The organism is Pseudomonas sp. Marseille-P9899, assembly GCF_903166565.1.
Classification (GTDB): domain Bacteria; phylum Pseudomonadota; class Gammaproteobacteria; order Pseudomonadales; family Pseudomonadaceae; genus Aquipseudomonas; species Aquipseudomonas huaxiensis.
On record NZ_CAESCG010000001.1, the window covers coordinates 415,291 to 442,124 of the forward strand.

The window sequence follows — 26,834 nt, forward strand, 5'->3', positions numbered from 1 at the left end:
TCATTGAATTGAGCAGAGGCCCTGTGGGAGTGCCGTTCGGCCATCTCCCACGGGGCCAGCGTCGAGAATAAAAACAATGCAGAGTTTCGACTACATCGTCATCGGAGCGGGTTCGGCTGGCTGTGCGCTCAGCGCGCGGCTGGCGGCGGCCGGCAAGCAGGTATTGCTGCTGGAAGCCGGTCCCGCCGACAACCATCCCTATATTCATATCCCCGGCACTTTCATTCGTGGCCATGGCACCCAGCGCACCTGGATGTACCGTACCGAACCCGAGCCGTTCGTCAATCAGCGCCAGGTCTTCATCCCCCAGGGTCGCACCCTCGGCGGCGGTAGCTCGGTCAACGCGATGATCTATATCCGCGGCCAGGCCGAGGACTACGACGAGTGGCAAGCCAACGGCTGCCCCGGCTGGGGCTGGGCGGATGTGCTGCCGGTGTTTCGCCGCTGCGAGGCCAACGCCCGTCTGGGCGGCCAGTTGCACGGTCAGGACGGTCCGCTGAAAGTCAGCGATCCGCGTCACCGTCATGCCTTGAGCGAGGCCTTTGTGCAGGCGGCGGTGGAGGCGGGTGTGCCGGCCAACGACGATTTCAACGGTGCGAAACAGGAGGGCGCCGGCTTCTACCAGACCACCACCGCCGAGGGCCGCCGCGCCAGTTCTGCGGTGTCGTACCTGCGCCCGCTGCGCCATGACCCGCGCCTCAAGGTGCTGAGCAACACCCATGTCACCGAACTGCTGTTCGAGGGCCAGCGCGTAGTCGGCGTGCGGGCCACGGGGCAGCAGGGCGACGAACTGCAGTTCAAGGCCCGCGCCGAAGTGATCGTCAGCGCCGGGGCGATCGCCTCGCCGAAACTGTTGATGCTGTCGGGCATTGGCCCGGGCGAGCATCTGCAGTCGCTCGGCATCCCTACCCGGGTCGATGCGCCGGGCGTCGGCGAGAATTTCCAGGATCACCTCAGCGCCTCGGTCTACGCCCAGACCCGCCAACCGGCCAGCCTGCTGGGGCATGACCGCGGCCTGCGGGCGATCGGTCACGGGCTCAAGTACCTGGCCACGCGGCGGGGCCTGCTCAGTTCCAACGTGGTGGAGAGCGGGGCGTTCGTCGATGCCACCGGCTGCGGCCGGCCGGACGTGCAGTTCCACGTCGTGCCGGCGCTGGTGGGCGACATGGACCGGCTGCCGCCCAGCGGCCACGGTATTTCCATCAACCCGTGCGCCTTGCGCCCGCGCTCCCGTGGCCGGCTGCGCCTGAAGAGCGCCGACCCGATGCAGGAGGTAGCGATAAATGCCAATTACCTGAGTGACCCCGAGGACATGCGCACCATGGTCGCCGGGGTGAAAGTGGCGCGGCGCATCCTGCGCTCGCCAGCGCTGGCCAGCGTGGTCGAGAAAATGCTCCTGCTGCCCGACCACGACGATGTGCCGGACTCGGTGTTCGAGGACTATGTGCGCACCGTGGCCAAGACCGTGTTCCACCCGGCCGGCACCTGCCGGATGGGCCAGGACCCCGGCGCCGTGGTCGGCCCGGACCTGAAAGTGCATGGAGTGGAAGGCCTGCGGGTGGCCGACGCGTCGATCATGCCGACGATTGTCAGTGGCAATACCAACGCACCCAGCATCATGATCGGTGAGCGCTGCGCGGACTTCATCCTCGCCGCCGGCTGACCGCTCATCGAATCTTCGCCAATACAACAATTACAAGAGTGCAGCGATGAATCTCATAGCCCGTAGTACCTTCGACAACGAGCAGGACAGCACCCTCTACAACCGCATTGCCTGGCGTCTGTTGCCGTTTCTGTTCGTGCTTTACATCGTGGCGTTTCTCGACCGGGTCAACGTCGGCTTCGCCAAGCTGCAGATGGCGGCGGATATCGGCCTCAGCGACATGGCCTTCGGCTTCGGCGCCGGGGTGTTCTTCATCGGCTACTGCCTGTGCGAGATCCCCAGCAACATGATGCTGCAGCGGGTCGGGGCGCGGTTCTGGATCGCCCGGATCATGGTGGTGTGGGGCATCCTCTCGGTGTCGATGCTGTTCGTCACCACACCCAACCAGTTCTACGTGCTGCGCTTTTTGCTGGGCATGGCTGAGGCCGGGTTCTACCCCGGCGTGGTGCTGTACATGACGTACTGGTTCCCGTCGTATGCCCGTTCCCAGGGTATGGCCTGGTTCAACCTTGGTATCGCCATGGCCGGGGTGATCGGCAGCCCGCTGTCGGGCTGGATCATGCAGACCTTCGCCGGCGTTCACGGCATGGCCGGCTGGCAATGGCTGTTCCTGATCGAGGGCATGCCGGCGGTGATCCTCGGCGTGGTGGTGTTCTTCTACCTGGATGACCGTCCCGGCAAAGTGCACTGGTTGACGCCGGAGCAGAATGCGCGGGTGGTCAAGCAACTCGCGGCGCAGCGCGAGGCGCAGGAGCAGGCGGGGGCCGGGCACAACTTCCGCGCGGCCTTCGTCAACAAGGACCTGTGGTTGCTGATCTATGTGAACTTCGCCTTGCTGTGCGGCACCTACGGCGTGTCGTTCTGGTTGCCGCAGATTGTCCAGAGCCTGGGGGTCAAGAGCCTGGCGCAGACCGGTCTGGTGGCGGCTATTCCGTTCGCCGTGGCGTCGGTGTGCATGCTGTGGGTCAGCCGTCATTCCGACCGCACCCGCGAACGGCGCTGGCACGGGACCCTGTGCAACCTGGCGTCCGCGCTGGGCCTGGCGATCGCGGCGTTTTTCCACGATCAGCCGGTGATGTCGCTAGCGGGCCTGAGTTTGGCGATGTCGGGCGGGCTGGCGGGTTTCTGCGTGCTCTGGGCGCTGCCCGGCGTGCTGCTGACCGGCACGGCCGCTGCGGCGGGCATCGCGTTGATCGCCACCGTGGGTAACCTCGGCGGCTATGCCAGTCCGTTCATGATGGGCTGGATCAAGCAGAGCAGCGGGCACCTGGAATATGGCCTGTATGTGCTGGCGGTGATGACCGTGCTGGGCGCCTGGGCGATGTTCTCGGTCAAGCCACCGAGCGCGCGGCAGCCGCAGATTCTGGCGAAAACTGCCAACGCCTGATGTCGTGGAGCAATACAAGCGTTTCGTCGAGCGATACAATCGGGGCTTTCCACAGCTCGACATGAGGTGATCGCTTGGACCAGGAAGACGAAAAACCCAGCAGCGGCCCGGCGCTGCTGGAATCGGTGGAGATGGTCTTTCGTCTCCTCGATGAACTCACCGCAGCCCGTCGCCCGCTGGGGGTGACGGAGCTGGCCCAGCAACTGCAGACGGCCAAGCCGCGCACCTACCGCCACCTTGCGTCGATGCGCCAGTTGGGCATCCTCGAACAGGACCCGGCCACCGAGAAATACATGCTCGGCGCACGGCTGGTGGCCTATGGCGAAGCCGCTGGCGAGCAGTTCGACCTGCGCGCCATCGCCGATCCCTATCTCACCCGTATTCGCGACGCCACTGGCCAGACGGCCTTGCTGGCGGTCGCCACCCATGACACCGCGCTGGTGGTGTCGTGCGTCGAATCCAAGGCCAACGTGTGCATCTCGGTCAAGCCGGGCAACCGCGTGTTGCCGTATTGCTCGGCCCAGGGCCGCACGGTTCTGGCCTTCGCCGATGCTGCCAGTCAGCAACGGGTAATGCGCCGCAAGATGCCGCAACTGACCCCCAACACCCTGCACGACCCCGAGCAATTGGCACAGCGCCTGGAGCTGATCCGCCAGCGTCTGTACGACGATGCGGACGGCGAAGTGACCCTGGGTATCAATGCGTTGTGCTGTCCGCTGTTCAGGGAAAACGATCAGATCGTGGGGACTATCGGCATTGTGGGTCCGAGCGCGGCAATCCCGTCACCACCGCCTGCGGCGATGTTGCGGGAGTTGCAATCGGCGGCGGCGGAGATCAGCGAGCGGCTGCATGCGGGGACTTATCAGCGGTTGTAGCTGGGGAGCCTTGGGCCTGCTTTGCAGGCCTTCGCGAGCGAGCTCGCTCCCACATGAGTCGGGCGTAGAACTGCAGCTTTGGGTACGACACCGATTACTGTGGGAGCGAGCTCGCTCGCGAAGGGCCGCAAAGCGGCCCCAATACGGCAGACACATCGCGAGCAAGCTCACCCCTACAGGTTTTCAGGATCAGAACAGATTCAACGGATACTCGGTAATCAACCGCACCTCATTGAAATTCACCCCCCGGTCCGGGCTTCTGAAGCTCGCCTGCCGTACGCGGAACGACAGGTCTTTCGCGCTGCCCGACTGCACCACGTACTTCACATCGATATCCCGTTCCCACGCCCGGCCATTGTCGGTCCGTGCGGTATGGAAATCAGTGCCACGCAGATAGCGGGTCATGAAGGTCAGCCCCGGCACGCCCAGCGCCGCGAAGTTGAAGTCGTAGCGCGCCTGCCACGAGCGTTCGTTCTCGTAGTTGAAGTCCGAGTACTGCACCGAGTTGGCCAGGAACACCGTGCTGTTGCCGTCCACGCCGTAGGTGTAGTTGCCGGTCCCGCTGACCCGTTGATGAGCGATCAGGAAGCCGTGCGGGCCGGCCGTCAGCGAGGCCGCCAGGCTCCAGATGCGGTTGTCCAGTTCGCCGGCGCGGGCCTGGCCCTGGCTGCGGGTGTCGTAGCCGTTGAAGTCGAGCTTGAAGGCGTAGCCGTCGGACAGCGGCAGCACGGCGGTGGCGCCGACGTAGTACTTGCGCCAGTAGTCATCGACATCCGAGTGGTAGGCCCGCAGGTTGAGGTTGCGGTTGAGCTGGTAGTCCGCGCCGATCAGGTCCAGCGAAGACAGCCGGCCGCTGTCGTGCTCGCTCTGGTCACGGCTGCGCATGGCGGTGAAGTGGCCGGCATGCATCGTCAGGCCGTCCAGCTCCTTGCTGGTCAGCAGCCAGCCTTGGGTGGTCTCGGGCAGCAGGCGGTTGTCGGTGGTGGCCAGCACCGGCAGGTTGACCAATTGCTCGCCGAACTTCAGTTCGGTTTTCGACAGCCGCACCTTGAGCGCCGCGCCGCCTTTCGAATAGCTGTCCTTGGCGCCGTCGCTGTCTTCTTCCAGCAGCAGGGTGCCGCCGCCCTTGCGGCCATTGCCGGTGTCCAGCTTGATCCCGAGCAGGCCGATGGCATCGACACCGAAGCCGACCGTGCCCTGGGTGAAGCCCGACTCGAAGGTGGCGATAAAACCCTGCGCCCATTCTTCGGAGTAGTTCTGCGCCGTGCGGTCATCGAGGAAGTTGCGGTTCATATAAAAGTTGCGCGCTTTTATTGAAAGGTGTGCGTCTTCGACAAAGCCCCCCGTGTCGGCCTGAGCGGTGAACGGAACAGCACAAGCCAGTGCAAGCAGGTTTTTGATTTTCATTATTGTTTTTCCATGCAGGTGCGCGAGTCACAGCCCTGTTGCGAAACGAGGACGTGGCTTCAAGGGCGTGACCATGGGTATCCGAAGAATCAGCTATTTGTTCTTTTGATAGAAACACTGTTTCTCTGGATGGCTGATGCTATTGATCCTGCCGGCGTGCTGTCAAGCCGCTTGAGCGGTGCTTTCGGCTTTTCTTCAGGGCAGGAATCGCAGGCATGCGAAAGCCCCGACCGCACGACCCGCAATGCGGGTCATGCGGCCGGGGCCTTGGTAGTTGCGATCAGCGACGGGTGAGGGAGCGGGACAGCAGCAACAGCAGCGAGGCGAACACCACCATGATCGTTGCTGCCGACAGTAGCACCGGGCTCAGCGCTTCGCGGGCGGTGGTGAACATCTCCCGCGGAAGGGTGCGCTGGTCGGGGCCGGCTAGGAACAGGGTGACCACCACCTCGTCGAGGGACGTGGCGAAGGCGAACAACCCACCGGAAATCAGCCCCGGCGAGATCAGTGGCAAGGTCACTTTGCGCAGGGTCATCCACGGCGTCGCGCCCATGCTCGCCGCCGCCCACAGCAGGCGCTGGTTGAGGCCGCCCAGCGCCGAACCGACGTTGACCACCACGAACGGCACCGCCAGGGTGGTATGCGCCAGCACCAGGCCGGCGAAGGTGCGGGTGATGCCCGCGCTGGAGAACACGAAGTACATGCCCACCCCGACGATGACCGCGGGCACGATCATCGGTGCGATCAGCAGCACTTCGATCACCCGTTTGCCGGGCATCGCCGGGTGACGCAGCCCCAGCGCTGCCAGCCCGCCGAGGACCACTGCGAGCACGGTGCTGGTCAGGGCGATGGCGAAGCTGTTGAACAGCGCGCCGAGCCATTGCGGCGAGGCGAAGAACTCCTCGTACCAGTGCAGGGTGAACTGCCCCAGCGGCAGCGACATGTAACGGCTGTCGCTGAACGACAGCGGCAGCACCACCAGGATCGGTAGCAACAGGAACGCCAGCACCAGCCAACCGCTCAGGGACAGGCCAAGGTTGCCGAACCAGGCCAGCGGCCCGCTATTGGGATTGCGAATCATCGGTTCACTCCTTCGCTTCCGCGGCGGGCCAGCCAGGCCTGGATCAGGTAGAGCAGGGTGGTCGCCACCAACAACACCAGGCCCAGGGCCGAAGCCAGGCCCCAGTTGAGGGTGCCGGTGGTGAACTGGGCGATGTAGAAGCTGATCATCTGGTCGGCCGGGCCGCCCAGCAGCGCGGGCGTGATGTAGAAGCCGAGGGTGACGATAAACACCATCAGCGCACCCGCCGCCAGCCCCGGCAACACCTGAGGCAGGTAGACCTGGAAGAACACCCGCAACGGCCGCGCGCCCATCGAATAGGCAGCCTGGACCAGCAGCCGGTTGCAGCCGGCCATGGCCGCGAGCAGCGGGAACACCATGAACGGCAACATCACATGAACCAGCGCCAGGATCACCCCGAAGCGGTTGTAGAGCAGGTGCACCGGGCTGTCGATCAGGCCGAGGCGCAGCAGCAGCGCGTTGACGATGCCTTCGTCCTGCAGCAGCACCATCCAGGCGGTGGTGCGCACCAGGATCGAGGTCCAGAACGGCAGCAAAATCATCAGCAGCAACACATTGCGGGTGCGCGGCGTGCGCCGGTCAAGGAAGGCGCACAGCGGGAAGGCCAGCAGCACGCAGAACAGCGTGGTCATCGCGGCGATGCCGAAGGTGCGGCCGAGGATCGAGCGGTACAGGCCGGCTTCATCCTTGGCCACCAACCCCTGCTGGTAGTCGTACTTGACGTCTACCGCCGACAACAGGTGATAGCTGCCGACAGGTCCGGCGGCGCGCTTGAAGGTCTGCCAGGTGCTGTTTTCCAGCCAGCGCGGGTCCAGGGCCTGGAGTGACGCGGCGCTGCCGTCCAGCCGCTCGGCTTCGCGCTTGGCGGTCATCAACAGGGCGCGCAAGGCCGGTGCCTCGTAGGCCAGGCGCCGGGCCGCCGCTGCCAGGTCACGCGGGCTCACCGCACGCAGGTCTTCAACCAGCGGCTTGAACAGGCGCTCGTCCGGCGCCGAGGTGCCATCCCAGTCGGCAACCGCTTGCGCGGTCGCCGGCAGGGCCTGGGGCAGTTCGCCGTCGGCGACGGCCCGCCACAGCAACGTGCCGATGGGGCCGACGAACGTCAGCAGGAGAAACACCACCAGCGGCGCCAACAGGCCGTAGGCCCGCCACAGGGCGGCGCGGTCCTTGCGCGCGACCACGGGCGGGACGGTGTCGAGGGCGATTGCACTCATGTCGAATCCTCGATCGGATCAGCGGGCGGACCAGGCGGTCCACTTGGCGTTCAGTTCGTCGATGCGGTCCACCCAGAAGCCGTCGTTGAGCACCAGCACGTTGGCGCTGTTCTGCGGCGCGCTCGGCGAGTCGACCATGGCGGCGGGATCGGTGTCGGCGATGCCCTGAACCGAGGTGATGCCGGTGGGTTGCAGTGCCGGCCAGGCTTTCTGGTGCTCGCCTTTACCCATCACGTCGAGCAGCGCGTAGGCCTGGTCGACGTTGGGCGAGTTGGCCAGGATCACCCAACTGTCCATAGTCTGCAGCGACTGGTTCCAGACCAGCCCGAACGGTTTGTGGTCCTGGCGGATGGCGTTGGTCACCCGGCCGTTGTACGAGGTGGTCATTGCGACTTCGCCCGAGGCCAGCAACTGCATGGGCTGGCCGCCAGCTTTCCAGAACAGCAACTGGCCCTTGAGGCTGTCGAGTTTCTTGAAGGCGCGTTCCACGCCGCCCGGCGTGTTGAGGGTTTTGTAGACGTCGGCGGGGGCGACGCCGTCGGCCATCAGGGCGATTTCCAGGTTGCCCTTGGGGCCCTGGCGCAGGGCGCGCTTGCCGGGGAAGGTCTTGGTGTCGAAGAAATCGGCCCAGTCGCTGGGGGCGCGGGAGACTTTGCTGGTGTCGTAGCCGAGGACGAAGTTGTAGACCGCATTACCGACCCCGCACTCGCTCACCGCGCTGGGAATGTAGTTGTCCTTGCCGCCGATGCGTTTGTAGTCCAGGGCGACGAACAGCCCTTCGCCGCAGCCCAGTTGCAGGTCTTCGGCCTCGACCTGGACCAGGTCCCAGCCGCTGTCGGCGCCCTCGGCGCGGGTGCGCAGCAGGCCGATGCCGCCTTCCCAACTGTCCTCAACCACCTTGCTGCCGCTGGCCTGGCTGTAGGGCTGGAAGAAGATTTTGCGTTGTACATCCTGATAGGCGCCGCCCCAGGAGGCGACGGTCAGGTCACGGGCTTGCGCAGTGCCGGCGAGCAGGGCCAGACCGCACAGTGCAAGGGTGAAGCTGCGGACGGTACGGGGTGTATTCATGATGTGACTCCCAGCCTTTTGGAATGATTGTTCGTTGGCAGTGAAAGAGAAACTCATCGTCTCGATGCGCTTGTTTTTATGGTTTGGCGTTAACGCAGGATCATTGCCTGAGACGAGGGCAGGGCCAGGGCGACCTTCTCGCCCGGCAGCGGCGCGGCGCGCCCGAGGCTGCCGGGGTTGTAGGTCATCGCCAGCTCCGTGCCGCGGCCCATGCGCAGGCGCAACTTGCAGTGCGCGCCGTGGAAGATGCTGTCGATCACGAAGGCGTTGATCGCCGGCTCACCCGGCGCTGCCAGGCGCAGGTTTTCCGGGCGGATCGCCAGCGCGGCGGCGTCACCAACGGCCAGGCCCTCGTCACTGCAATGGGCTTCGTGCAGCGTGCCGCTTTCTTCGAGGCGCACCTGAGCCAGGTTGCCGGAACGGGATACCAGCGTGCCTTCGAGCAGGTTGGTCTCGCCCAGGAAGTTGGCGACAAAGCGCGTGGCCGGACGGCTGTAGAGGGTTTCGGGGCGGTCGATCTGGGCGATCTTGCCTTCGTTGAACACTGCCACCCGGTCGGACATGGTCATTGCTTCGTCCTGGTCATGGGTGACGTAGACGAAGGTGATGCCCAACTGTTTATGGATGGCCTTGAGTTCCAGTTGCATGTGCTCGCGCAGGGCTTTGTCCAGCGCGCCCAGCGGTTCGTCCATCAGCAGAATGCGCGGCCGATAGACCAGGGCGCGAGCCAGTGCCACGCGCTGTTGCTGGCCGCCGGACAACTGGCCGGGGCGGCGGTCCTCGAAACCTTCGAGGCGCGCCAGGGCCAGGGCTTCCTCGACCCGGGTGCGGGATTCGGCGGCCGACACCTTGCGCAGGTTCAGCGGGAAGGCGACGTTCTGCGCCACGCTCATGTGCGGGAACAGCGCGTAGCTCTGGAACACCACGCCCATGTCGCGTTTGTAGGCCGGCAGCTTGCTGATGTCGTTGCCGTCCATGAGGATGCGCCCGCGATCCGGGGCATCGAACCCGGCCAGCATCATCAGCGTGGTGGTCTTGCCTGAACCGCTGGGGCCGAGCAGGGAGAGAAACTCACCCTGGCGGATGTCCAGGTGCAGGTCGTTGACCACCCAGGAGCGCTCGTCGTAGGTCTTGTGTACCTGCTCGAAACGCACCAGCACCGGGGCGTTGGACAGGGCGGATTCAACGGTGGGTGGTGGGGGCATATCGGCCTTGGGCAATGGACGAAGGGTCTGGAGGTTCATGGACGAATACCTGCCAGCACTTCGTCCAGCGCCTGGGACAGCGCTTTGAGAATAGTCTGGATCTGGTCGGCATCGACGATCAGCGGCGGCGCCATGACCAGGGTGTCGCCCAGGGCCCGCAGCAGGATGCCGTTGCGTTGCAGGACGTTGCTCACCTGCTGGGCGATCTTCAGCGCAGGCGCGAAGGGCTGGCGGGTGTCCTTGTCGGCGACGAACTCCAGCGCCGCCATCAGGCCGATGCCGCGGGCCTCGCCCACCAGCGGGTGACTGGCCAGCGCTTGAATACCGGCCTGGAACGCCGGGGCGACTTCGCGAACGTGGGCGATGATGTCCAGGTCGTCATATAGACGCAGGGTCTCCAGCGCCACCGCCGCCGCCACCGGATGACCGCCGTAGGTGTAGCCATGGCCGAGGCCGCCGAGGGCCTGGCTCTGGTCGGCGATCACCTGATAAATGCGGTCGCTGATCAGCAGCGCCGAAATCGGCTGGAACGCGGCGGACAGGCCCTTGGCGCAGGTCAGCATATCCGGCTCGATGCCCATGGCCTGGCAACCCCAGTAATGGCCGGTGCGACCGAAGCCGCAGATCACTTCGTCGGCGACCATCAGGATGTCGTACTTGCGCAGTACCGCCTGGACCTTGGCGAAATAGCCCGCTGGCGGAAGGATGACGCCGCCGGTGCCCATCACCGGTTCGGCGAAGAACGCGCCGATGGTCTCCGGGCCGGCTTCGAGAATGCTCTGCTCCAGTTCTTCGGCCAGGCGCGTGGCGAAGGCTTCTTCGCTTTCGCCGGGCAGGCCCTGGCGATACAGATGTGGGCAACGGACATGAATCACGTCGGCCAGCGGCTCGCCCCAGCCGGTGTGCATGTTCGGCAGGCCGGTCAGGCTGGCGGCGGCCAGGGTGGTGCCGTGGTAGCTGCGCTGGCGGGCGATCAAGCGGGTTTTGCCGGGTTTGCCGATCGCCGTGTGGTAGTAGCGCACGAACTTGATCGCGGTATCGACGGCTTCCGAGCCGGAGCTCTGGAACACCACCTTGTTCAGGCCGGCCGGGGCGCGTTCGGCCAGCGCTTGCGCCAGGTCCGCGGCCGGGCCGTGGCTGCGGTGGGCGAAGGTCTGCTGATAGGGCAGCTTGAGCAACTGCTCGTAGCCCGCCTGCGCCAGGCGCGGCTGGCTGAAGCCCAGCGTCGCGCACCACAGGCCCGACATCCCCTCGATGAAACGCTGGCCGTGCTCATCGAACACATAAATCCCCTCGCCACGTTCCATTACCAGTGGGCCCACCTGTTCGTGCAGGCGAAGGTTGGTCTGGGGGTGGAGATGGTGGGCGATATCTCGTTGTGCCAGATCCGAACCACGAGCAGTCATGACGTCATCCTCTTGTTTAGCTGTATGCGTATGCGTTACGTGGTTTCATTTTTACGAGCATTTTTTGTCGGCGTCAAATGTTTTGTGTTTCGTTCAGAGGAACAGTGTTTCTTTGTATCGTTCTCGGGTATGCCGTTTGAGTTGCAGTGCCCATGAGATCGAGCGCCGTTGTCACGGCGCATCGCGAGCAAGCTCGCTCCTACGGCGGTTTGCGATGCGGCATGTATGGCCTGGCAGATATATACACGTTGCCACCAACGTAGGAGCGAGCTTGCTCGCGATGCGGCAACTCGATTTCAAAAATGCAAAAACGCTAAAAAACCAAAACCTGCAAGAACCAAGCCTTTTCATAAAGTCGTTTCGCCTGTGCGAACAGCTACTTTATCTCCGCACCGCTTACCGCTACTCTCATGCACTTGAACCAGGCAGCAAGGATCTTCGATGAGCGAAGAAGCGAAACAAGGTGGCGTCAGGTCGGTGCAACTGGCCCTCGACGTGCTCGAACGGGTGGCCGGGGCCGATGGCGAAATCGGCGTCAGCGAGTTGGCCGTGCAATTGGGGACCACCAAGGGCTCGGTGTTCCGTCACCTGAAAACCCTGGTCGATCGTGGCTACCTGAGCCAGAACCCGCAGAACTCGCGGTATCGGCTGGGCATCCAGGCGTATGTGCTGGGCCGGGTGGCGGCAAGCGGAGTCGATGTGCTCAGCGCCTCGGCCGACGCGATCCGTGATCTGCGCGACGAACTCGGGCTGTCGGTGGTGCTGTCGGTGCTGCAGGGGCGTCGGCTGATGGTGGTGGAAACCCAGTTGGGCAAATCCACCCTGGAAATCGGCGTGCGCCATGGCACCGAACTGCAGTTGCATTGCAATGCCCAGGGCAAGGTGGCGCTGGCCTTTGCCCGGCACTTGAAGGTGGAACAGCTCGGCGCGCAATTACCGGCCGTCACACCCTTCACCATCACCGACCTGCCGACCCTGATCCAACAGGTGGAACAGGCCCGCAATCAGGGCTGGGCGGCAGCGATCGAGGAAGAAACCCGGGGCATCTCGGCAATCGCCGCACCGATCATGGGCATCAATGGCGAACTGATCGGCACCCTCGCGCTGGTGGCCACGGTGCAGGACATCCATCGCGAAATCGATCCGGAGCAGGTGCGGGCGCTGAAGAAGGCTGCGCTACGGACCTCGTGGAACATGGGCTTCAAAGGCGAGTTCTGATACAGGATGGGTTGGGATATGGCATCGGACAGCGGCGAAGTCCGCCACGGTCCGATGCCAGGTTCGGGGAAGGATCAGGCCGAAGGCGTTGGCGCGTACTTGATGTAGTACAGAATGTTCGCGTTGATTGGCCGCGTTTCGGCATCTCCGCCGCCTACCGTGGGCGCCTGGGCACCATCCCATTCCGCCACGCTGCTGCAGCAGATGGCCGCGGCGTTATCCGCATCGTCCGTCGGCATGTGATTGATAGGGCCGGTAATATCGCCGGACTTGGGTCGGCCGGTGGCGTCATCCTGCAGTGAGCCTACCGTGCGCGAGCCGCCCTCCGGGTCTCGGTTCGCATTGTGATCGGTGCCCCTGAGGAAATAACCCCGGTAATCAGGAATAGTGAACGTGTCATTCAGGCCTCCGGTGATGGCAAGTTCGAGTTCTTGATATTGACCAGAGCTCGGGTAAGTGGACCCGTCACACAGAAGCCACTGCGAAGCAGAGGGTGGCACATTCCCCGGGAATCCGATGATTGCGCCAATAGGGAACAAGTCGCAGGTGTCTGAGTCTTCAACGCTCAGCACATAGAAGTCTACGGCGACGTTGACCGGACGCGACTCCTCATCACCGCCACTGGCGGTGAACGATACACTGCTGGAGTTCTGGCTCCATTCGGAGTTGTCGTGTCCTGAACAGTGATCCGAGGTCTTTTCCGAATCGCCAATATTCACAGCTACCGTGAAAGGATTGACCGGCGCCGCCGTCGCCCAATCCTGCACCGATCCCACGGAGTTGCCTGTTGCACCTCCTTCGGCCATTGCAATTCGCGATTGCGCATCCGGGTCGCGCCCTGTTCCGTTGTCTACGCCTCGCAGGAAGCGCCCCCGATAATCAGGTACGTTAAACCCTCTTGCATCGCCTCCGTGAGTAGTCCCGATAGCGTTGTACAGTTCCGCATACATGGAATTGAACAAGAGCTGTCCATTACATAAAAGGAATGATGATGCGAGATTGGCGCTGCCCGACTGGTTCGGACCTGCGAAGGCTGCAATAGCCCCGGTAGGCAGGGCAGCAGTGCCAACGAGCTTGATAATGTAATTGACGTAGGCATTGAGCGGACGGGTTTCGGCGTCTCCACCTCCGGTTGACGAAAACATCTGGGCGCTGCTCGGTTCGAGCATATCCGCGTTGGTGCCGCTGTAGGCACAGTGGTCATCCGTTGGAACGTGGGGTATCAGGGCATTGAACGGAACGGTCGGTGTGGCCGTGGCAAACGCCTGGACACTACCGACGCGCGCGCCCGTTGCTGCGCCACTGCGAGGCGCTGTCCGGGTGGCAGCGTTCTTGTCGACCGTGCCGCTTTGATCGACACCGCGCAGAAAATACCCCTGATAGTCCGGGATATTGAAGTAGCTGTTACCATCTCCGCCATTGCAAGTACCGATCACCGAAAACAGATCGGAATAGAGTGAAATTGCTAGCTCACTGCCATCGCAAATTGACCAGCCTGCCGAGAGGAGTTGAGTGTTGTTCAAGTTGCCTGCATACGGCAAAACTGCGCCGACCGGCACGGAAAGTCCCTGGTTGTTCATGCGTTTCTCCTATTGAGGACGGCATTGGCCATCCGTTGCGTCAAAGCGAGACACTTGAAGTTTCAAGTTCGAGTGGGCGCGCCTGATGAATACCGAGCTGTTGAAAGCTAGTTTTTCCGGATCATGCAGATTCAATAAAAAATAACGCTTGGCGTATGCGCGATAAATGGAGAAGTAATGTCTTGGGTACAACCGATAACGTATTTATCGCCCAACGTTCAGGCCAACAGGATTGTGTGTTGACTACTTGAGTTCAACGTGTCCAAGTGCTCGCTTTTGCTGAATACGGTTACTTGTTCAAACGTCGTGGTAATAACGACACTGTCGAGTAATGCCGTGCTCTGCCTGATTTGATGTATTGGCACTCCATCGCCTGATTGAACAAGGTCAGTCTGGCACGCGGTAGTGGCGTTTGAATATCACCAAAATCAGGTATATCGATACCCAAAACCGCTGAATCGTCAGGTGACGCTTGCATCTCGGCCGGCCTCGAAATACTGTATGGATATTCAGTATTTCGAGAGCGGTCCCATGCAACTCATCGCCAAGCTCGGCATCCTCGCCGACGCCGCCAAGTACGACGCCTCCTGTGCCAGCAGCGGTGCGCCCAAGCGCAGTTCGAAGGGCCGCGACGGTATCGGCGCCACCGACGGCATGGGCATCTGTCACAGCTACACGCCGGACGGGCGCTGCGTATCGCTGCTCAAGGTGCTGCTGACCAACTTCTGTCTCTACGACTGCCAATACTGCATCAACCGCCGCTCCAGCAATGTGCCGCGGGCGCGTTTCACACCCGAGGAGGTGGTGCGCCTGACCCTGGATTTCTACCGGCGCAACTGCGTCAGCGGGCTGTTTCTCAGTTCCGGGATCATCCGCTCGGCGGACTACACCATGGAGCAACTGGTGCGGGTGGCGCGGCTGCTGCGGGAAGAGCACAACTTTCGCGGCTATATCCACCTCAAGACCATCCCCGACGCCGACCCGCTGTTGATCGAGGAAGCCGGGCGCCTGGCCGACCGGCTCAGCGTCAATATCGAGCTGCCCAGCGACGCCAGCCTCAAGCGCCTGGCGCCGGAAAAACAGATCGCCACCATTCGCCAGGCCATGGGCACCATTCACCAGGGGCAACTGGCGGTGGCGGGCGAGGCGAAGGCGCCACGCTTCACCCCGGCAGGGCAAAGCACCCAGATGATCGTCGGTGCCGACGCCTCGGACGACCGCACCATCCTGAGCAACGCCGAGTCGCTGTATCAGGGCTATGGCCTGCGGCGCGTCTATTATTCGGCGTTCAGCCCGATCCCCGACAGCCCCGACAGCGTGCCGCTGGCCGCGCCGCCGCTGTTGCGCGAGCACCGTCTGTACCAGGCCGATTTCCTTATGCGTGGCTACGGCTACAAGGCCGGCGAGCTGCTCAGCGAGTCGAGCAACCTGGCCCTGGACATCGACCCCAAGCTGGCCTGGGCGCTGTCCAACCGCGAGGTGTTCCCGGTGGACATCAACCGCGCCGAGCCGGCGCTGCTGGCGCGCATTCCCGGGATCGGCCTGCGCAGCGTGCAGCGGTTGGTGGCGCTGCGACGCGAGCGGCGGGTGCGCTACGACGATCTGATCCAGTTGCGTTGCGTGCTCGACAAGGCCCGGCCCTTTATCGTCACCAGCGACTATCGCCCGGCCGTGGCAGAGATGCGCAGCGGCCTGCTGCGCGCCCGTTTGCGCGAACCGCAGGCGCCGGTGCAGATGGGGTTGTGGGGATGATCGCGCTGGATTGCGACGACCACTTCGACACCTGGCGCGAGCAGGCGCGCAATCTGCTCGGCCATGGCATCGATCCCGCCGAGGTGACCTGGAGCCAGGGCCCGATGCAGGACCTGCTGGCCACTCCCGAGGCGCTGCCCGCCGGGTCCGGGCCGTTCCGGGCGCGGGTGCCGGCGGAGTTGCTCGCGCAGTTGCAACTGGCGGCCCGCTACCAGGGCGAACAACGCTGGAGTCTGCTGTACGAGGTGCTCTGGCGCGTGGCCCATGGTGATCGCACCGCGATGCTGGCCGGAGATCGACTGGGCAGCGAGCTGCAACGACGGATCAAGCAGGTCACCCGCGAGGCCCATCATCTGCATGCGTTCGTTAGGTTCGTGCCGCTTCCCGCAGCCCTGGCCGAGCACCTGCAACTGGATCTGGTAGCCTGGCACGAGCCGGCCCACGACATCCTCGAAAGCGCCAGCAGTCACTTCGCCGACCGCCTGGGTCGCCAGCGCTGGTTGATCGCGACGCCGCGTGACGGTATCCGCTTCGATGGCGAGGCGTTGGATTATCGCCGTCAGTGCCCCGACGACTGGCGGCAGTGGGCGCAGCATGCCGAGGACCCCGACGCCGAGTTGTGGCGCACCTACTACCGACACACCTTCAACCCGGCCCGGGTCAACCCCGATGCCCTGCGCCAGCACATGCCCGGACGCTTCTGGCGCAACCTGCCGGAAGGTGACCTGATTCCACGGTTGGTGGGGCAAGCGCGGCAGGGCAAGCAGCGCGACGGCCAGGCGCAGGAAGTGGCGGCGCAGGGTGGCAAGCGGATTGCCCGCGGGGTCGTCTCGCCTCAACCGACTCCAGGCAGCGAGTGAACAGCGCCTAGTCACCTGCCAGGCCTTCGCGGTTGGTCAGTTCGTCGAGAAGGTTGCGTTCATCCTGCTGTAGCTGTGTTTCCAGCGCCTGGATCCGCTCGCTCGAACGCTGCGGCGTGTCTTCCGGATACAGGTCGAGCAGTGCCAGCACGCGCGACTCGAATGCCTCTTTGAGCACCTTGAAGCGATCGGCATTGACCTCACGCAGGTACGCCACCCAAAAGTCCCGCTGCGCGGCGTAAGCCAGAAATGTCTGTCCGCTCTCACCTTGGCGGACCATTTCCAGCGCCCGCCCCAGCTCTGCCTGTCGGACATTGGCGGCGGTGCGGTACAGCATCCGTCCAGGCGGCAGCGGCAGCTCAAGTTCTTCCGCCCAGTGCAAACGATAGGCCAGGCGCACTTCGGCTTCGTCCCGGGTTCCGGCTTGCTCGCGGGCAATCCGGTCCAGCTCCTGCAAGCGGTACAGACGCCGCGTCAGTCGATAGAGCATCGGTCCGCGCTGGTTCTCCGGCACCTCCAGCAATGACTGGCGGATGAAGACCTGGATTTCCATCTGGTTGAACTCCAGGTGGATACCGTCGGGGCAGGTGTCGTAGCTTCTGAGTTGACGCAGTGGCTCCTCCGCCATGCCATTGAGGGTCTGGCGCAGCTCGATATCCTGAGCCGTGGCATCGAGGACGCGCCACACACGTGCGACCAGTTCAGGCCGCGAGCCGACGCTGCGATAGTCGGCGGTGTGGCGCAGACGTCCGATCATCTGCAGCAGGTCGACGGCATCGCCGGCCAGGTCAAGCTGCTGCCAGGTGGCACGGCGCGCTTCGTTTTCGTCCACGTTGTCAGTCAGCCAGTAACTGACCGTGTGTTCCTCGTCGTCGGAACTTATCCCGGTGCTGTGGGAGTGCCCTGGGCTTGCGGTCATCTCGTCCGAATCCGACGAGTGTGACTCGACGCGGAGCTGCCGGATGTCCTCGGGAAAATCCATTTCGAACAAAAAGGGCCGGTTGTCGGCGATCGAGGTATAGGCGCGGCGCAGCGTCTCGTGGTTCAACGGATTGTTGAACAGGGAGATTTCCGTGAACGCGTAGGGATTGCGATGATTTTCCAGCAGGTATTCAGGCAGCTCGGTGATCCCGTTGTCATCCAGGCTGAGGAAATCGATCCGCCCTGGCAGCAGTGAGTCGAGCCACGCCGGCCAGGTGTCGATGCCCATTGCGCTCAGGCTCAGCAGGTTGAGTTCACGGCCAGTGAAGCCTGCCACGTTGCTGATTGTGCCGAGGGTATTGCCGTCGAGTTCGAGGGAGGTGAGTCGCGGCATCCCGGTGAGCATGTCCATCACGGCCTGGTTGACGTGCAGGCCGAGGTCGGTCAGGGCCAGGCTGGTCAGGCCCGGCATTGCTCGCAATGCGTCAGGGAGTTCGGTCATAGGGTGTTCGTGGCCGCTGAGGATCAACTGTTCCAGTTGCGGAAATCGTAGAAGGAAGCCATTGAGCGCCTCGGGTGTGCCGATGGGGCAAAGCATTTCCATATGGCGCACACGCGGATAGAAAAACGCCGGCAAGCGTTGCGGGAAATCATCGAGCGCGAACGAATCCAGGTGCAGCATCGGGGGGGTGTAGCCTTGCAGGGTCTCTTGCCAGAAATCCAGAAGGGCCGCAGCCACTCGCTGGCGCTCGGCTATCCGCTGCGCAGTCAGCGGTCGCGTAGAACTTGAAGTATCGCGCCACATCTCAAGCGCTTCGCTCAACAAGCCGCGCTCGTACAGGTGCAGGTCCAGTTCGGCCTGGACCATCGTGGGCAGGTTCAGCTCGAAGCTGAAGCGATGGCCCCGGCCCTCGCTCAATCGGGCATTGAGCATCGCCTGGCGGGAGAACACATTGCCGCGCAGGCCGATGCGGGTGTGACTCAGCGCATTGGCTTGGTTTTCCAGGATATGCGTTGGCAGTTCGGCAAGGTGGTTGTCGGCTAGCGACAGCATGCTGATCTGACTGAGCGCCTGACTGTCGAGCCATTGCGGCCAACGGGTCATGCCAACGCGGTCCAGCGCCAGGTAGTTCAGGTTCGGGCCCAGGAAGTGCGGGCTTATGCCCGGGAAGTTGAGGGTCGGTGCATCGACGCACAGATTGCCGCTGAGGTCCAGATGCTGCAATTCGCTCAGGCCACTTAGTTCCCGCAGCAGATGCTGGTTGAGGCTCAATTGCAGGTCATTCAGGTGCAGGCGCCTGACGCGTGGGCAACTCATTGCCACTACCCGAGGCAGGGTCGCCACCGGCCAGCCGGTGCCCTGACTGATTTCCAGGGTGCGAACCTCGGTAAAACGCTGGAGAAACTGTGGCAGCATTTCTTCGAACCTGAGCCGGCCGTCCGGCTCGGTCATCAGCCTAGGCCCCTCCACGGTGAAGCTGCGCAGCACCAGTTCCTGGACGCGGTCGTAGACGAACGACGGCAACTGTTCGGGAAAGTCCGCCAGCGATATCGACCCTAGCCGTAGCGCCTGTCCGGTCCGACCAATCTCCGGCAGGTTGTTGCCACGCCAGTGCGTCCACAACGCCTCGGCAATGCGCTCCCGGCTTCTGGCGCGGGTGCCGGGCGGACTCGCAGTCGTCAGGGCCTGTCGCCACTGGACCAGGCAATAACGTAACGCCTGTTGTTCACTCAACAATTGATCCAGCCGTTCGCTGATGGCGGCCCGGCCGAAGCCTGCGCTGTTGAACTCACGAAGGATGTCCTCGGCAAAGGCGTGCTGGAATTCGAGCTGGCGGATTTTGTCCAGCAAGCTGTCTTCGCTGATATAGCCGCCAGGGCGCCACGTCCGCTCAGCAGGTAGCCGAGCCGGCCATCGGCAAGGCGCATCGGTGAGCGGGCATCGGGCTGGGCGGGTTGCATCTGCAACACCTGCCGTGCCCGCTGCCGGGGCAGCGGTGGTTGCTCCCGCAGGTGGCGACGAAGCGCCGTCTTGTCGACCGACGTGATGCCCAGCGCTTCGCGTTGCGCCAGGGGGAGCGCCTCGAACACCGCGGCAAGCAGATCATCCGGCAGCGCTTCGGCGGACGAGCCGTCCTGGCTGGCGACCCGATAGCCTTCGGCGTCCTTGAGCAGCACCCGGCGAATCGCGGCTTCTGCCGGGCCCAGGTTGTCGAGCAACGGGCCGTCGAGGGGGCGGGAGCGGATTTCGAGGCGAACGTCCGGCGACCATCCCGGCAGGGCTTCAAGACTGTGCAACACCAGCCTGTCGCTGTCGGCGGTGCTTGCCGAGTTCAGGTAAAGCCCCTCGTACGCCCGCGCCAGACGGACTTTCTGCTGATAAGCCCGGGCCTCTTCGGTCAGGCGCAGTGCCACCTTGTGCTGGTCCCTCAGTTGCGCCCATTCACCCGGCTCGGCATGGGCCAGCAGTTCTTCGGCCACCGCTACCGGCAAGCCGGTGAACGTTTCCATCAGCAACCGTGCTTCGACGGACACCCCCGTCTGCAGCACGTCATACCAGGACGCGAACAACGCCGCCCGCGCCGCGTAATTCAAACCCTCGCTGGCCGCGTCCAGTTCCTCGTCAAGTCGCAGGCGCTGAAGTGCATCGATGAGCAGCGCCGGTGTCCGTTCACTGTCTGTCAGGGCACGACGCAATTGCGCGGGGTGGGTATCGCTGGCGATAAGCAGATGGCGGGCGGTCTGTTCCGACAGTCCGCCCGCCAACGGCCCCAGGCGCTGGAACAGGGCTAGCCCCTCCCACTCCAGCGGCCGGTCTGCCTCATGCAACCAGGCGCCGGCGCCATTGCTGCGTAACACCGGTCGATAAGCATTGGCGCGGGCCGGATGTTCCAGCGAATGCGCGGAATTGTGTTCGTTGGAATTGACGCGAAAGGTGCGCCCCTCCAGAGCCAGCCACTGTTTGTCCTGGTAGTTGTAGAGCCCGAGAGCGTTGGGCTTGAGCCCGGCTGGCAGGACGATATCGTGGGCGAAGGGCCGCAGGTCGGGTTGCCACAGCCGGTGACTGCCGTCCTCCAGGCGCACCGCCCGCATCTGCTCGACTGCCACGGGCACTTCCAGCGCGGGCACCCCGCGCCCCGCGCCGGCGACCGCCCCGAGCGCGGCAATCTGGGCCAGATTGTCGACCACATCCATCAGGTAACTGAACGCCTGCTCGCGATCACCCCGGCCCAGGCTATGAAAACCTTCGTAGATTTCATCGGCCAGTTGCGCGGCGGTGACCGCCATCATCGCCCACCCCAGCCCCGGCATGACAAAGGCGGCAAGATTGAGCACATCGACGCTCACTTCGGCGAAGTAGCGCAGCCTGTCCTGGCGGGTCTTCTGGTCTTCGTTCGCGGTTGGCACCGCGTGAAACACGGCATCGTCCCGGAGCACGGCGATCTTCTGTTTCGCGATCGCCGTGGGCACCGCGCCAGAAAACGGCCGGGGTTGCAGGTCGAGGCGGGCATGGCTGTCCTCGCGTTCTTCGTAGTAGCCGAGGCTGTTCCAGACCTTCGGGTAGAAGGCCGAGCGGATCTTGGCAAACACCTCACTGCGATGCCGCGCGGGCACGAAACGCTCGAAGAACTTCAGGTATTTCGGCTGGCGCAGGTTGTCGTGCAGGGCATCATGAAACTGCTGGAGCGACGCGTACTCTTTGAGTGGGTGGGCCGGGTCATCCGGTATATAGACGATGACGGCCTTCTTGCAGACATCACGTACCCAGTCCGGTTGGCCCAGTACCCTGCGGGTGTGCTGCCGGCATTCCTCCGCAATCACAATGCCCGTCAGCTCGATGTTCCATAGCGTCAGAAAACTGCAGCGCAGCGATGAGCTCAGCTGCTGGGCTTCACCTTGAGACAGGCGCCTCAATAGCCTGTTGTACAGCGGCTGGCCAATGTCATTTTTGAAGTACGCCGTATGCGCCTGAAGCACCAGCGCCGATTCTTCGAAGCGCTTGAAGACAATCTGTTTTCTGTCGGTATCCGCTGCAGCGTGATCAAGCACCGAATCGATCAGCTTCAGGTATTGCCCGCCCAGGTCCAGGTTGCGGGCGAGGGCGGCGAATGCTTCAGGCTGAATCTCGACGACCAGGCTGTGGTGTGTGGTCGGATCCTTGATGTAAATGCTCGATTTCAGCCTGGCCTGCTGCATGCCACCGGGCTCGGCTTCCCAGGACTCGAAATTTTGCAGCGCGGCGCGCAGCAGCGTCTGGGTTGCGCCGCGCATGGCCCTGGAACTTTCAACAAGCGGGTCCCGGGAGATGGCAATGAACGAGCTGTCGGCCTGCACGCGACTGGCATTGAACAGCCAGGTGCTGCGGACATCCAGACTCAGGTTGAACTGCTGCTGGATTGCGGCGTTGAGCAGGGGTTCGGCAAACGCCTCAATGTCGGGAATCCGCGCCAGCAGGGTTGTCAGCGCGCTCTCCAGGTGGCGATGTTCCAGGTAGGTCCGCTGCAATAACCTGGCAAGTGGCGGGTGCTCGGTCATGGCTTTCACGAACCAGGGCGCCGCGTCAGGCCCCGCTGCGCGTAGGTTTCGGTGCACTGCGCGGGGGGCCGCCGCCAGCCAGGGCGGAACGATGCGTTTGACCACCTCGTAAGGCGTGGGTCCGGCTGCCGGGGTTTCGCCCGGCACGGTGACAGACTCGATCGGGTTCGACATGGGGGCTGCCTCGATTGATCAATAGGCAACCGAGCCTAGCGACAACGATCGGGCAAGAAGGAATACAGGAGTATTTACCCGCAGAGGGCGGCCCCGCACGTCACCACCAGCGTCGAAGGTCGACGGCGAAGCCGCCAGACCGACGCCGGCTCAGGCTTTATCAGGCTGCCGATGCCTGGCATAGATGACCGAGCCGCCTGTTCCCGTGGTTGTCCGCGTTTGTAATTCAAAGTGCTCCGGGTGGCCCTTGATCAGGTCGCTGAGTTTCTTGTAGCCGTGGGTGCGCGGGTCGAAGTCGGGTCGCAACTTGCTGATGTTGGTGCCCAGCGCGCCGAGTTGAATCCAGCCATCCTCGTCGGCGATGTCATCCAGAATCTTCGCGATGAAGCCCACCGGGGCCTTGGGTGGTTTTCGGGTGGCGGGTTTGCTGTCGTTTTTCGGCGTTTCCGGGGCGGCGACCGCTTCTGGCTCGGGGCGGCTGTTGCCATTGCCCGCCGCGACCGGAACGCTGTCGTGCAGCAGTTCCGTGTAGATGAACTTGTCGCAGGCGACCACGAACGGCTTCGGCGTTTTTTCTTCGCCGAAGCCGTAGACCGTCAGGCCTTCCTCACGCAGGCGCGAGGCGAGGCGGGTGAAGTCGCTGTCGCTGGATACCAGGCAGAAACCATCGAAGCGCCGGGTGTACAACAGGTCCATGGCGTCGATGATCAACGAACTGTCGGTGGCGTTCTTGCCCTTAGTGTAGGCGAACTGCTGGATGGGCTGGATGGAGTGTTCGAGCAGGACCTTTTTCCAGCCTCCCAGTTGCGGGCCTGTCCAGTCGCCGTAGATGCGCTTGACGTTGGCAATGCCGTATTTGGCGATTTCCTCGAACAGCCCCTGGACGATGCTCGCCGCAGCGTTGTCGGCGTCGATCAGGACGGCGAGACGCTTTTGGTTGTGGGAAGCGTGGGTGATGGCCATGGATCATCCTTGGGTCTGGTGTCTTCAGTGCCGAACATTCTGGCCTGCATTGTTCTCGAGTGAGGCCGTATAGTGGCGGTTTGATGTTTGCCATACAGGAGTTGGCCGATGCCATTCGTTCCCGCGTTTTTCGATTACCTGATCACCCATTTCCAACAGGATGAGCGGCGGCGGATGTTGTCTTCGCTGGCTGTCACTGTAGCTCCCGAACTCTGGGTCAGTCTTGAGTCTGCGGCATTGCTTGATATCAATCGCGAGCGGTTCGGGCTGGGCGAGCGGTTGGGCGAGTGGAGCAATGTGCCTCGTTGGCTGATCGCTGCGGAACGCTACAAGGTGGATGTGTGGGTGCAGGACCTGCGCGATGAAGAGCCGTCGGTTTCCATCGAATTCAAGGTGGTCCACAACAACAAGAACGCTTTTACCAAGGTTCTGGAGATTCGCCGCGACCTTGCCAAGACCATCCCGCGTATTGCCTGCAATGACAGCGTGGAGCGCTGGGGCATCGTCATGCTGGTGTTTTCGCGCTTCTATGACGGCCAGTCGGGCTCTTTCGTCTACCACCCGGAATTTCATTCCCGCGAAGACATGTTGAGCGCGTTCTCGGCAGCGCTGGACGACGAAGATCCTTGGTACGGCGGTGCTCCACGTCTTGAGCTGGCGATGGAGCCGGTACTGGTGTGCGAGACAGCGACGGCGAACTTCATCGATCCGGACAAGGCACCCTCGGGAATCTATCTGGCGCTGGTTCGCTGCAAGCCCCAGGCTCTGTATGAAAAGCCTTGAGACGAAGGTCAGGCAAGGCATTTCATACAGACCCTGGGCACGTTGGTTGTAGGTGCCCCGCCCATCAAGGCTGAGCCAGACCAGAATCAGGATTGCTTGCGCTTGAACAGCTTGCCGAGGACGCCGGCGATGGCCACCAAGCCGAGGATGATGAACTTCTTGAACGCCAACAAGGCAACACCGATCTTGGCGAACAGGCCCGCCTTGGCGGCGATGCCACCGGCGACCATGGCGGCCAGGCCGTAGGGCGCCAGCTTGTCGGTCTTGGCGTCGTAGTCGGCGTAGCGGTTGCCGTCGGTGAAGTTGGTGAAGGCGAGGATCTTCGGCGTTTCCTGCTTGATTGTCTGCAGGTCGGCCATCGCTGCCACGGCGTTGAGTTCCAGCACGCCTTCGCGGCCCAGCACGCGGATACTGTAGTTCAGCGTGGTCTGCTCGGCGTCGTCGGCCTTCAACTCTCGTGCCCAGTACATCTTGTGGGTAGCCTGGTCGTAGCTCGGCGGCTCGGCCCAGCCCAGCAGTGTCAGGCCGGCATAGCCTTCCTTGCGACGCGCCTTGTTATCTTCCTCGTCATCGGCCTTCATCTGCTCGAGCAGGTCGGCGTAGTCGATCTTGGCGGCGTCATCGTCGGAAATGTGGCCGTCGTTCTTGTAGCTGATGATCACGCCCCAGCCGTTTGCCTCCAGTGGGCTGACGGCGGTCGGGATGATCATGCCGAGGGTTTTGAAGCCCCGTGGGTTGCCCCAGGCTTCGGTCAGCAGGCGCTCGGTGTCGTCTGGCGACAGGTAGTAGAACTCGTTGTTGAGTTGCAGGCTGGCGATGCCGCCGGGCAGGGTGATGTTGCCGTGCTGTGGCTTGAGCGTGGCCAGCCACTGTTCGGCGGTCTGTTGCGGTTGTTCGCTGGCGGTTGGTGCAGACGCGGGAGTGCTGGCGGCGATGGCGGGCAAAGTGGTTGCGCAGAGCAACACTGCCGCCAACAGCTGGCGCAGATATTTCATCGTAATCCCTTACAATTTGAATTAATTTGGTCGCGCAGGATAGCTTAGGGGACTGGTAAATCGCCAGGGTCTCGTGTTAGCGCGCTACTGCGGCGACAGCTCCGGGCCGTCGACGGAGTTCATGAGCACCGGGGTTTCGGGGCCTTCGATTGAGTGCTACTTGTCCACTTGCAACGCCAACCCTCGACCGCTTCGCTGGTATCGAAAGGCCGAGGACCTCTTGGCGAGCGTCGGCCGGGCAGCCGAGGCAATAGGCCGAAAAAATATGAGCGTTACTTGCGAAACACCACACTAGCAGGCCCCAAGATAAGCATTGCTAGCAATTAGCCATACGGTTAGATTGCCAATCGCTTGTGCGGCTGCTTTTGGTGCGCTGCGGTATCGGGTGCGAACGGGCCGTCACTGTTGGGCATCGGATAGCCACCTCAAGGACCGCGCAGTATGAAAACCTCGATCACCGGCAAGAACGTCATCAAGGAAATGAAGGACCTGGCCAAGGCCAACTTTGCCGAACACGGCAATCCTTCCTGTGTCTGCATCGGGGTCTCTACGTTGGGCAGGACCGAGTCCAGTGGGCGGACCCGCGACGCTCAGGAGCGCAAGACCTATATCGGCATCAGCGGCGATACCGGGCGCAAGCTGTTGTGCGCCACGCTCAACGCCGAAGGGCACGGCGGCGGCGCCCTGACCATGCCTGACGTCAAGGCCCGGCTCATCACCATGGCCAACCAGCATCTGGTGACCTACCGCAGCCGGCTCACCGGACCTGCGATCGTTTCCGCCGAAACCTGGGCCACCCACAACTGCGCCGAAGGCAACCTGGCCCTGTACCTGATGATGAACGGGGTGCGGGCGAATGTGATCACCATCGCGTCCTACGAGATCATCGGCAATTCCGTGCAGTACAAACCGCTGTGCAAGCAGTGCCAGCAGTGGGTTCGCCAGCATTTCAAAGTGCTCGAGGACTTCGACGCGCACACCAAGGGTCGTTGAGTCCTTCGCTCAGACCATCACCCGCTCGATCACCACGCCCGGCATCATCGAACGCAACCCTTCCTCCAGCCGCTCGCCCGCTTCGTGCAGGGCATCGAGCGGCATTTGCGGCAGGCTTTCGAGGATAAACCACATGTGCCGGGCCTGTTCATCCAGGCGCGTGCGCACACCCTGACGCCAGTTCCAGCGGCGGCAGGTGACGCCGCTGTCATCGCGCCAGACCACTTCGCCGGGCTCCGGGGCTTCGTTGAACGGCTGGCCGTCCTTCACCGTGTCGAACGACTCGCTGCCATCGGCGATCACCAACTGCGGCGTACCGTTGTAGGCGGCGAGGTTCTCGCCGCCGACGGGAATGGCGTACTCCAGGCTGATGGCGTTGTACAGATTGACAAGCGGGTCGATGCTCGGCAGTTTGCCGTCCCGCTGAAAGCGCTTGCGTAGCGCCTCGGCGGAGCAGGGTGTGCGTTGCGGCTTGGCGCCGAAACTGCGGAACACCTCAGCCCAGGCGGCGAGATGAGCGTCGGCCCAGACCGGGCCGTTGCCGGCGAGTACTTGCGCGGCGCGTTGCATGGCGGCGTCGGCGGCGTTGGGGTTGATCAGCGGCGCAGCCTCGACGGTGATGCTCAGGGCGCGGAAACCGGGGCGAGGCGGTGACGTCGGGGGCCACCTGAGGGATAACGCAGAGCATCGAATTCGGTTCTCCAGGGCAACGCTTGATAGGGCAGAGCAGGCCGGTATTTCTACCACCGGCCG

General features: G+C 63.2%; 19 protein-coding genes and 1 pseudogene. 8 read left to right on the forward strand and 12 right to left on the reverse strand.

The genetic code is table 11. From position 1 onward, the window contains the following. Positions 1-76: 76 nt before the first annotated feature. The 3 genes from HWV67_RS01955 (at position 77) to HWV67_RS01965 (ending at position 3,925) form a co-directional block, all read left to right on the forward strand. Positions 77-1,663, forward strand: a complete 1,587-nt coding sequence (locus HWV67_RS01955; protein WP_175649680.1) for a GMC family oxidoreductase — start codon at positions 77-79, stop codon at positions 1,661-1,663. 46 nt (positions 1,664-1,709) lie between these two features. Further along, a complete protein-coding gene (locus HWV67_RS01960) occupies positions 1,710-3,050 on the forward strand; it encodes an MFS transporter (protein WP_175649681.1) in 1,341 nt (446 codons plus the stop codon). Positions 3,051-3,124: 74 nt separating this feature from the next. Continuing rightward, positions 3,125-3,925, forward strand: coding sequence for an IclR family transcriptional regulator (locus HWV67_RS01965; RefSeq protein WP_095158811.1), 801 nt, complete (start codon positions 3,125-3,127; stop codon positions 3,923-3,925). Positions 3,926-4,114: 189 nt separating this feature from the next. On the opposite strand, the gene HWV67_RS01970 is transcribed toward HWV67_RS01965, so the two are convergent. The 6 genes from HWV67_RS01970 to HWV67_RS01995 form a co-directional block, all read right to left on the reverse strand. After that, positions 4,115-5,332 (reverse strand): OprD family porin, encoded by a 1,218-nt coding sequence (locus tag HWV67_RS01970; protein WP_175649682.1) that lies wholly within the window; start codon positions 5,330-5,332, stop codon positions 4,115-4,117. A 280-nt stretch (positions 5,333-5,612) separates the two neighbouring features. Then, a complete protein-coding gene (locus tag HWV67_RS01975; RefSeq protein WP_371929280.1) occupies positions 5,613-6,410 on the reverse strand; it encodes an ABC transporter permease in 798 nt (265 codons plus the stop codon). Beyond that, positions 6,410-7,627 (reverse strand): ABC transporter permease, encoded by a 1,218-nt coding sequence (locus HWV67_RS01980; RefSeq protein ID WP_175649683.1) that lies wholly within the window; start codon positions 7,625-7,627, stop codon positions 6,410-6,412. The genes HWV67_RS01975 and HWV67_RS01980 overlap by 1 nt, the downstream gene beginning before the upstream one ends. 18 nt (positions 7,628-7,645) lie before the next feature. After that, on the reverse strand, positions 7,646-8,695 hold the full coding sequence (locus tag HWV67_RS01985; protein WP_175649684.1) for an ABC transporter substrate-binding protein: 1,050 nt from the start codon (positions 8,693-8,695) through the stop codon (positions 7,646-7,648). A gap of 89 nt (positions 8,696-8,784) precedes the next feature. Beyond that, positions 8,785-9,939 carry an ABC transporter ATP-binding protein gene (locus HWV67_RS01990; protein WP_175649685.1) on the reverse strand — a complete coding sequence of 385 codons (1,155 nt, stop codon included), beginning with the start codon at positions 9,937-9,939 and terminating at the stop codon, positions 8,785-8,787. Next, positions 9,936-11,306 (reverse strand): aminotransferase, encoded by a 1,371-nt coding sequence (locus HWV67_RS01995; RefSeq protein WP_175649686.1) that lies wholly within the window; start codon positions 11,304-11,306, stop codon positions 9,936-9,938. The genes HWV67_RS01990 and HWV67_RS01995 overlap by 4 nt, the downstream gene beginning before the upstream one ends. A 441-nt stretch (positions 11,307-11,747) precedes the next feature. On the opposite strand from HWV67_RS01995, the gene HWV67_RS02000 reads away from it, so the two are divergent. Further along, a complete protein-coding gene (locus HWV67_RS02000; protein WP_110970006.1) occupies positions 11,748-12,524 on the forward strand; it encodes an IclR family transcriptional regulator in 777 nt (258 codons plus the stop codon). Between the two features lie 74 nt (positions 12,525-12,598). Here the strand turns inward: HWV67_RS02000 and HWV67_RS02005 are convergent, their stop codons facing one another. Next, positions 12,599-14,104 carry a tail fiber protein gene (locus HWV67_RS02005; protein WP_175649687.1) on the reverse strand — a complete coding sequence of 502 codons (1,506 nt, stop codon included), beginning with the start codon at positions 14,102-14,104 and terminating at the stop codon, positions 12,599-12,601. Between the two features lie 531 nt (positions 14,105-14,635). On the opposite strand from HWV67_RS02005, the gene HWV67_RS02010 reads away from it, so the two are divergent. Then, positions 14,636-15,856, forward strand: coding sequence for a putative DNA modification/repair radical SAM protein (locus HWV67_RS02010; RefSeq protein ID WP_175649688.1), 1,221 nt, complete (start codon positions 14,636-14,638; stop codon positions 15,854-15,856). After that, positions 15,853-16,716: a TIGR03915 family putative DNA repair protein gene (locus tag HWV67_RS02015; RefSeq protein ID WP_175649689.1), complete on the forward strand. Its 864-nt coding sequence runs from the start codon at positions 15,853-15,855 to the stop codon at positions 16,714-16,716. The genes HWV67_RS02010 and HWV67_RS02015 overlap by 4 nt, the downstream gene beginning before the upstream one ends. A gap of 7 nt (positions 16,717-16,723) precedes the next feature. Here the strand turns inward: HWV67_RS02015 and HWV67_RS02020 are convergent, their stop codons facing one another. The 3 genes from HWV67_RS02020 to HWV67_RS02025 form a co-directional block, all read right to left on the reverse strand. After that, entirely contained in the window at positions 16,724-19,486 is a 2,763-nt protein-coding gene (locus tag HWV67_RS02020) for an NEL domain-containing protein (RefSeq protein ID WP_256680050.1), read from the reverse strand. Next, positions 19,369-22,347 carry a dermonecrotic toxin domain-containing protein gene (locus tag HWV67_RS31585; protein WP_256679991.1) on the reverse strand — a complete coding sequence of 993 codons (2,979 nt, stop codon included), beginning with the start codon at positions 22,345-22,347 and terminating at the stop codon, positions 19,369-19,371. Before HWV67_RS31585 ends, HWV67_RS02020 begins: the two co-directional genes overlap by 118 nt. A 150-nt stretch (positions 22,348-22,497) precedes the next feature. Then, positions 22,498-23,310 (reverse strand): NYN domain-containing protein, encoded by an 813-nt coding sequence (locus HWV67_RS02025; RefSeq protein WP_175649691.1) that lies wholly within the window; start codon positions 23,308-23,310, stop codon positions 22,498-22,500. Between the two features lie 108 nt (positions 23,311-23,418). Here HWV67_RS02025 and HWV67_RS02030 point away from each other — a divergent pair, with 108 nt between their 5' ends. Beyond that, a complete protein-coding gene (locus HWV67_RS02030; RefSeq protein ID WP_175649692.1) occupies positions 23,419-24,093 on the forward strand; it encodes a hypothetical protein in 675 nt (224 codons plus the stop codon). Between the two features lie 86 nt (positions 24,094-24,179). Here the strand turns inward: HWV67_RS02030 and HWV67_RS02035 are convergent, their stop codons facing one another. After that, positions 24,180-25,088 carry a DUF2167 domain-containing protein gene (locus tag HWV67_RS02035; protein ID WP_175649693.1) on the reverse strand — a complete coding sequence of 303 codons (909 nt, stop codon included), beginning with the start codon at positions 25,086-25,088 and terminating at the stop codon, positions 24,180-24,182. Positions 25,089-25,529: 441 nt separating this feature from the next. Here HWV67_RS02035 and HWV67_RS02040 point away from each other — a divergent pair, with 441 nt between their 5' ends. Beyond that, entirely contained in the window at positions 25,530-26,081 is a 552-nt protein-coding gene (locus HWV67_RS02040; protein ID WP_175649694.1) for a hypothetical protein, read from the forward strand. 9 nt (positions 26,082-26,090) lie between these two features. On the opposite strand, the pseudogene HWV67_RS02045 reads toward HWV67_RS02040, so the two are convergent. Next, positions 26,091-26,769: pseudogene (locus HWV67_RS02045) on the reverse strand (B3/B4 domain-containing protein). Positions 26,770-26,834 lie beyond the last annotated feature (65 nt).

What these genes read in the sequence shown, in the direction of transcription:
- HWV67_RS01955 (WP_175649680.1), top strand. Translation starts at nt 77, where the DNA reads ATGCAGAGTTTCGACTACATCGTCATCGGAGCGGGTTCGGCTGGCTGT.
- HWV67_RS01960 (WP_175649681.1), top strand. Translation starts at nt 1,710, where the DNA reads ATGAATCTCATAGCCCGTAGTACCTTCGACAACGAGCAGGACAGCACC.
- HWV67_RS01970 (WP_175649682.1), bottom strand. Translation starts at nt 5,332, where the DNA reads ATGAAAATCAAAAACCTGCTTGCACTGGCTTGTGCTGTTCCGTTCACC.
- HWV67_RS01980 (WP_175649683.1), bottom strand. Translation starts at nt 7,627, where the DNA reads ATGAGTGCAATCGCCCTCGACACCGTCCCGCCCGTGGTCGCGCGCAAG.
- HWV67_RS01985 (WP_175649684.1), bottom strand. Translation starts at nt 8,695, where the DNA reads ATGAATACACCCCGTACCGTCCGCAGCTTCACCCTTGCACTGTGCGGT.
- HWV67_RS01990 (WP_175649685.1), bottom strand. Translation starts at nt 9,939, where the DNA reads ATGAACCTCCAGACCCTTCGTCCATTGCCCAAGGCCGATATGCCCCCA.
- HWV67_RS01995 (WP_175649686.1), bottom strand. Translation starts at nt 11,306, where the DNA reads ATGACTGCTCGTGGTTCGGATCTGGCACAACGAGATATCGCCCACCAT.
- HWV67_RS02000 (WP_110970006.1), top strand. Translation starts at nt 11,748, where the DNA reads ATGAGCGAAGAAGCGAAACAAGGTGGCGTCAGGTCGGTGCAACTGGCC.
- HWV67_RS02005 (WP_175649687.1), bottom strand. Translation starts at nt 14,104, where the DNA reads ATGAACAACCAGGGACTTTCCGTGCCGGTCGGCGCAGTTTTGCCGTAT.
- HWV67_RS02010 (WP_175649688.1), top strand. Translation starts at nt 14,636, where the DNA reads ATGCAACTCATCGCCAAGCTCGGCATCCTCGCCGACGCCGCCAAGTAC.
- HWV67_RS02015 (WP_175649689.1), top strand. Translation starts at nt 15,853, where the DNA reads ATGATCGCGCTGGATTGCGACGACCACTTCGACACCTGGCGCGAGCAG.
- HWV67_RS31585 (WP_256679991.1), bottom strand. Translation starts at nt 22,347, where the DNA reads ATGTCGAACCCGATCGAGTCTGTCACCGTGCCGGGCGAAACCCCGGCA.
- HWV67_RS02025 (WP_175649691.1), bottom strand. Translation starts at nt 23,310, where the DNA reads ATGGCCATCACCCACGCTTCCCACAACCAAAAGCGTCTCGCCGTCCTG.
- HWV67_RS02030 (WP_175649692.1), top strand. Translation starts at nt 23,419, where the DNA reads ATGCCATTCGTTCCCGCGTTTTTCGATTACCTGATCACCCATTTCCAA.
- HWV67_RS02035 (WP_175649693.1), bottom strand. Translation starts at nt 25,088, where the DNA reads ATGAAATATCTGCGCCAGCTGTTGGCGGCAGTGTTGCTCTGCGCAACC.
- HWV67_RS02040 (WP_175649694.1), top strand. Translation starts at nt 25,530, where the DNA reads ATGAAAACCTCGATCACCGGCAAGAACGTCATCAAGGAAATGAAGGAC.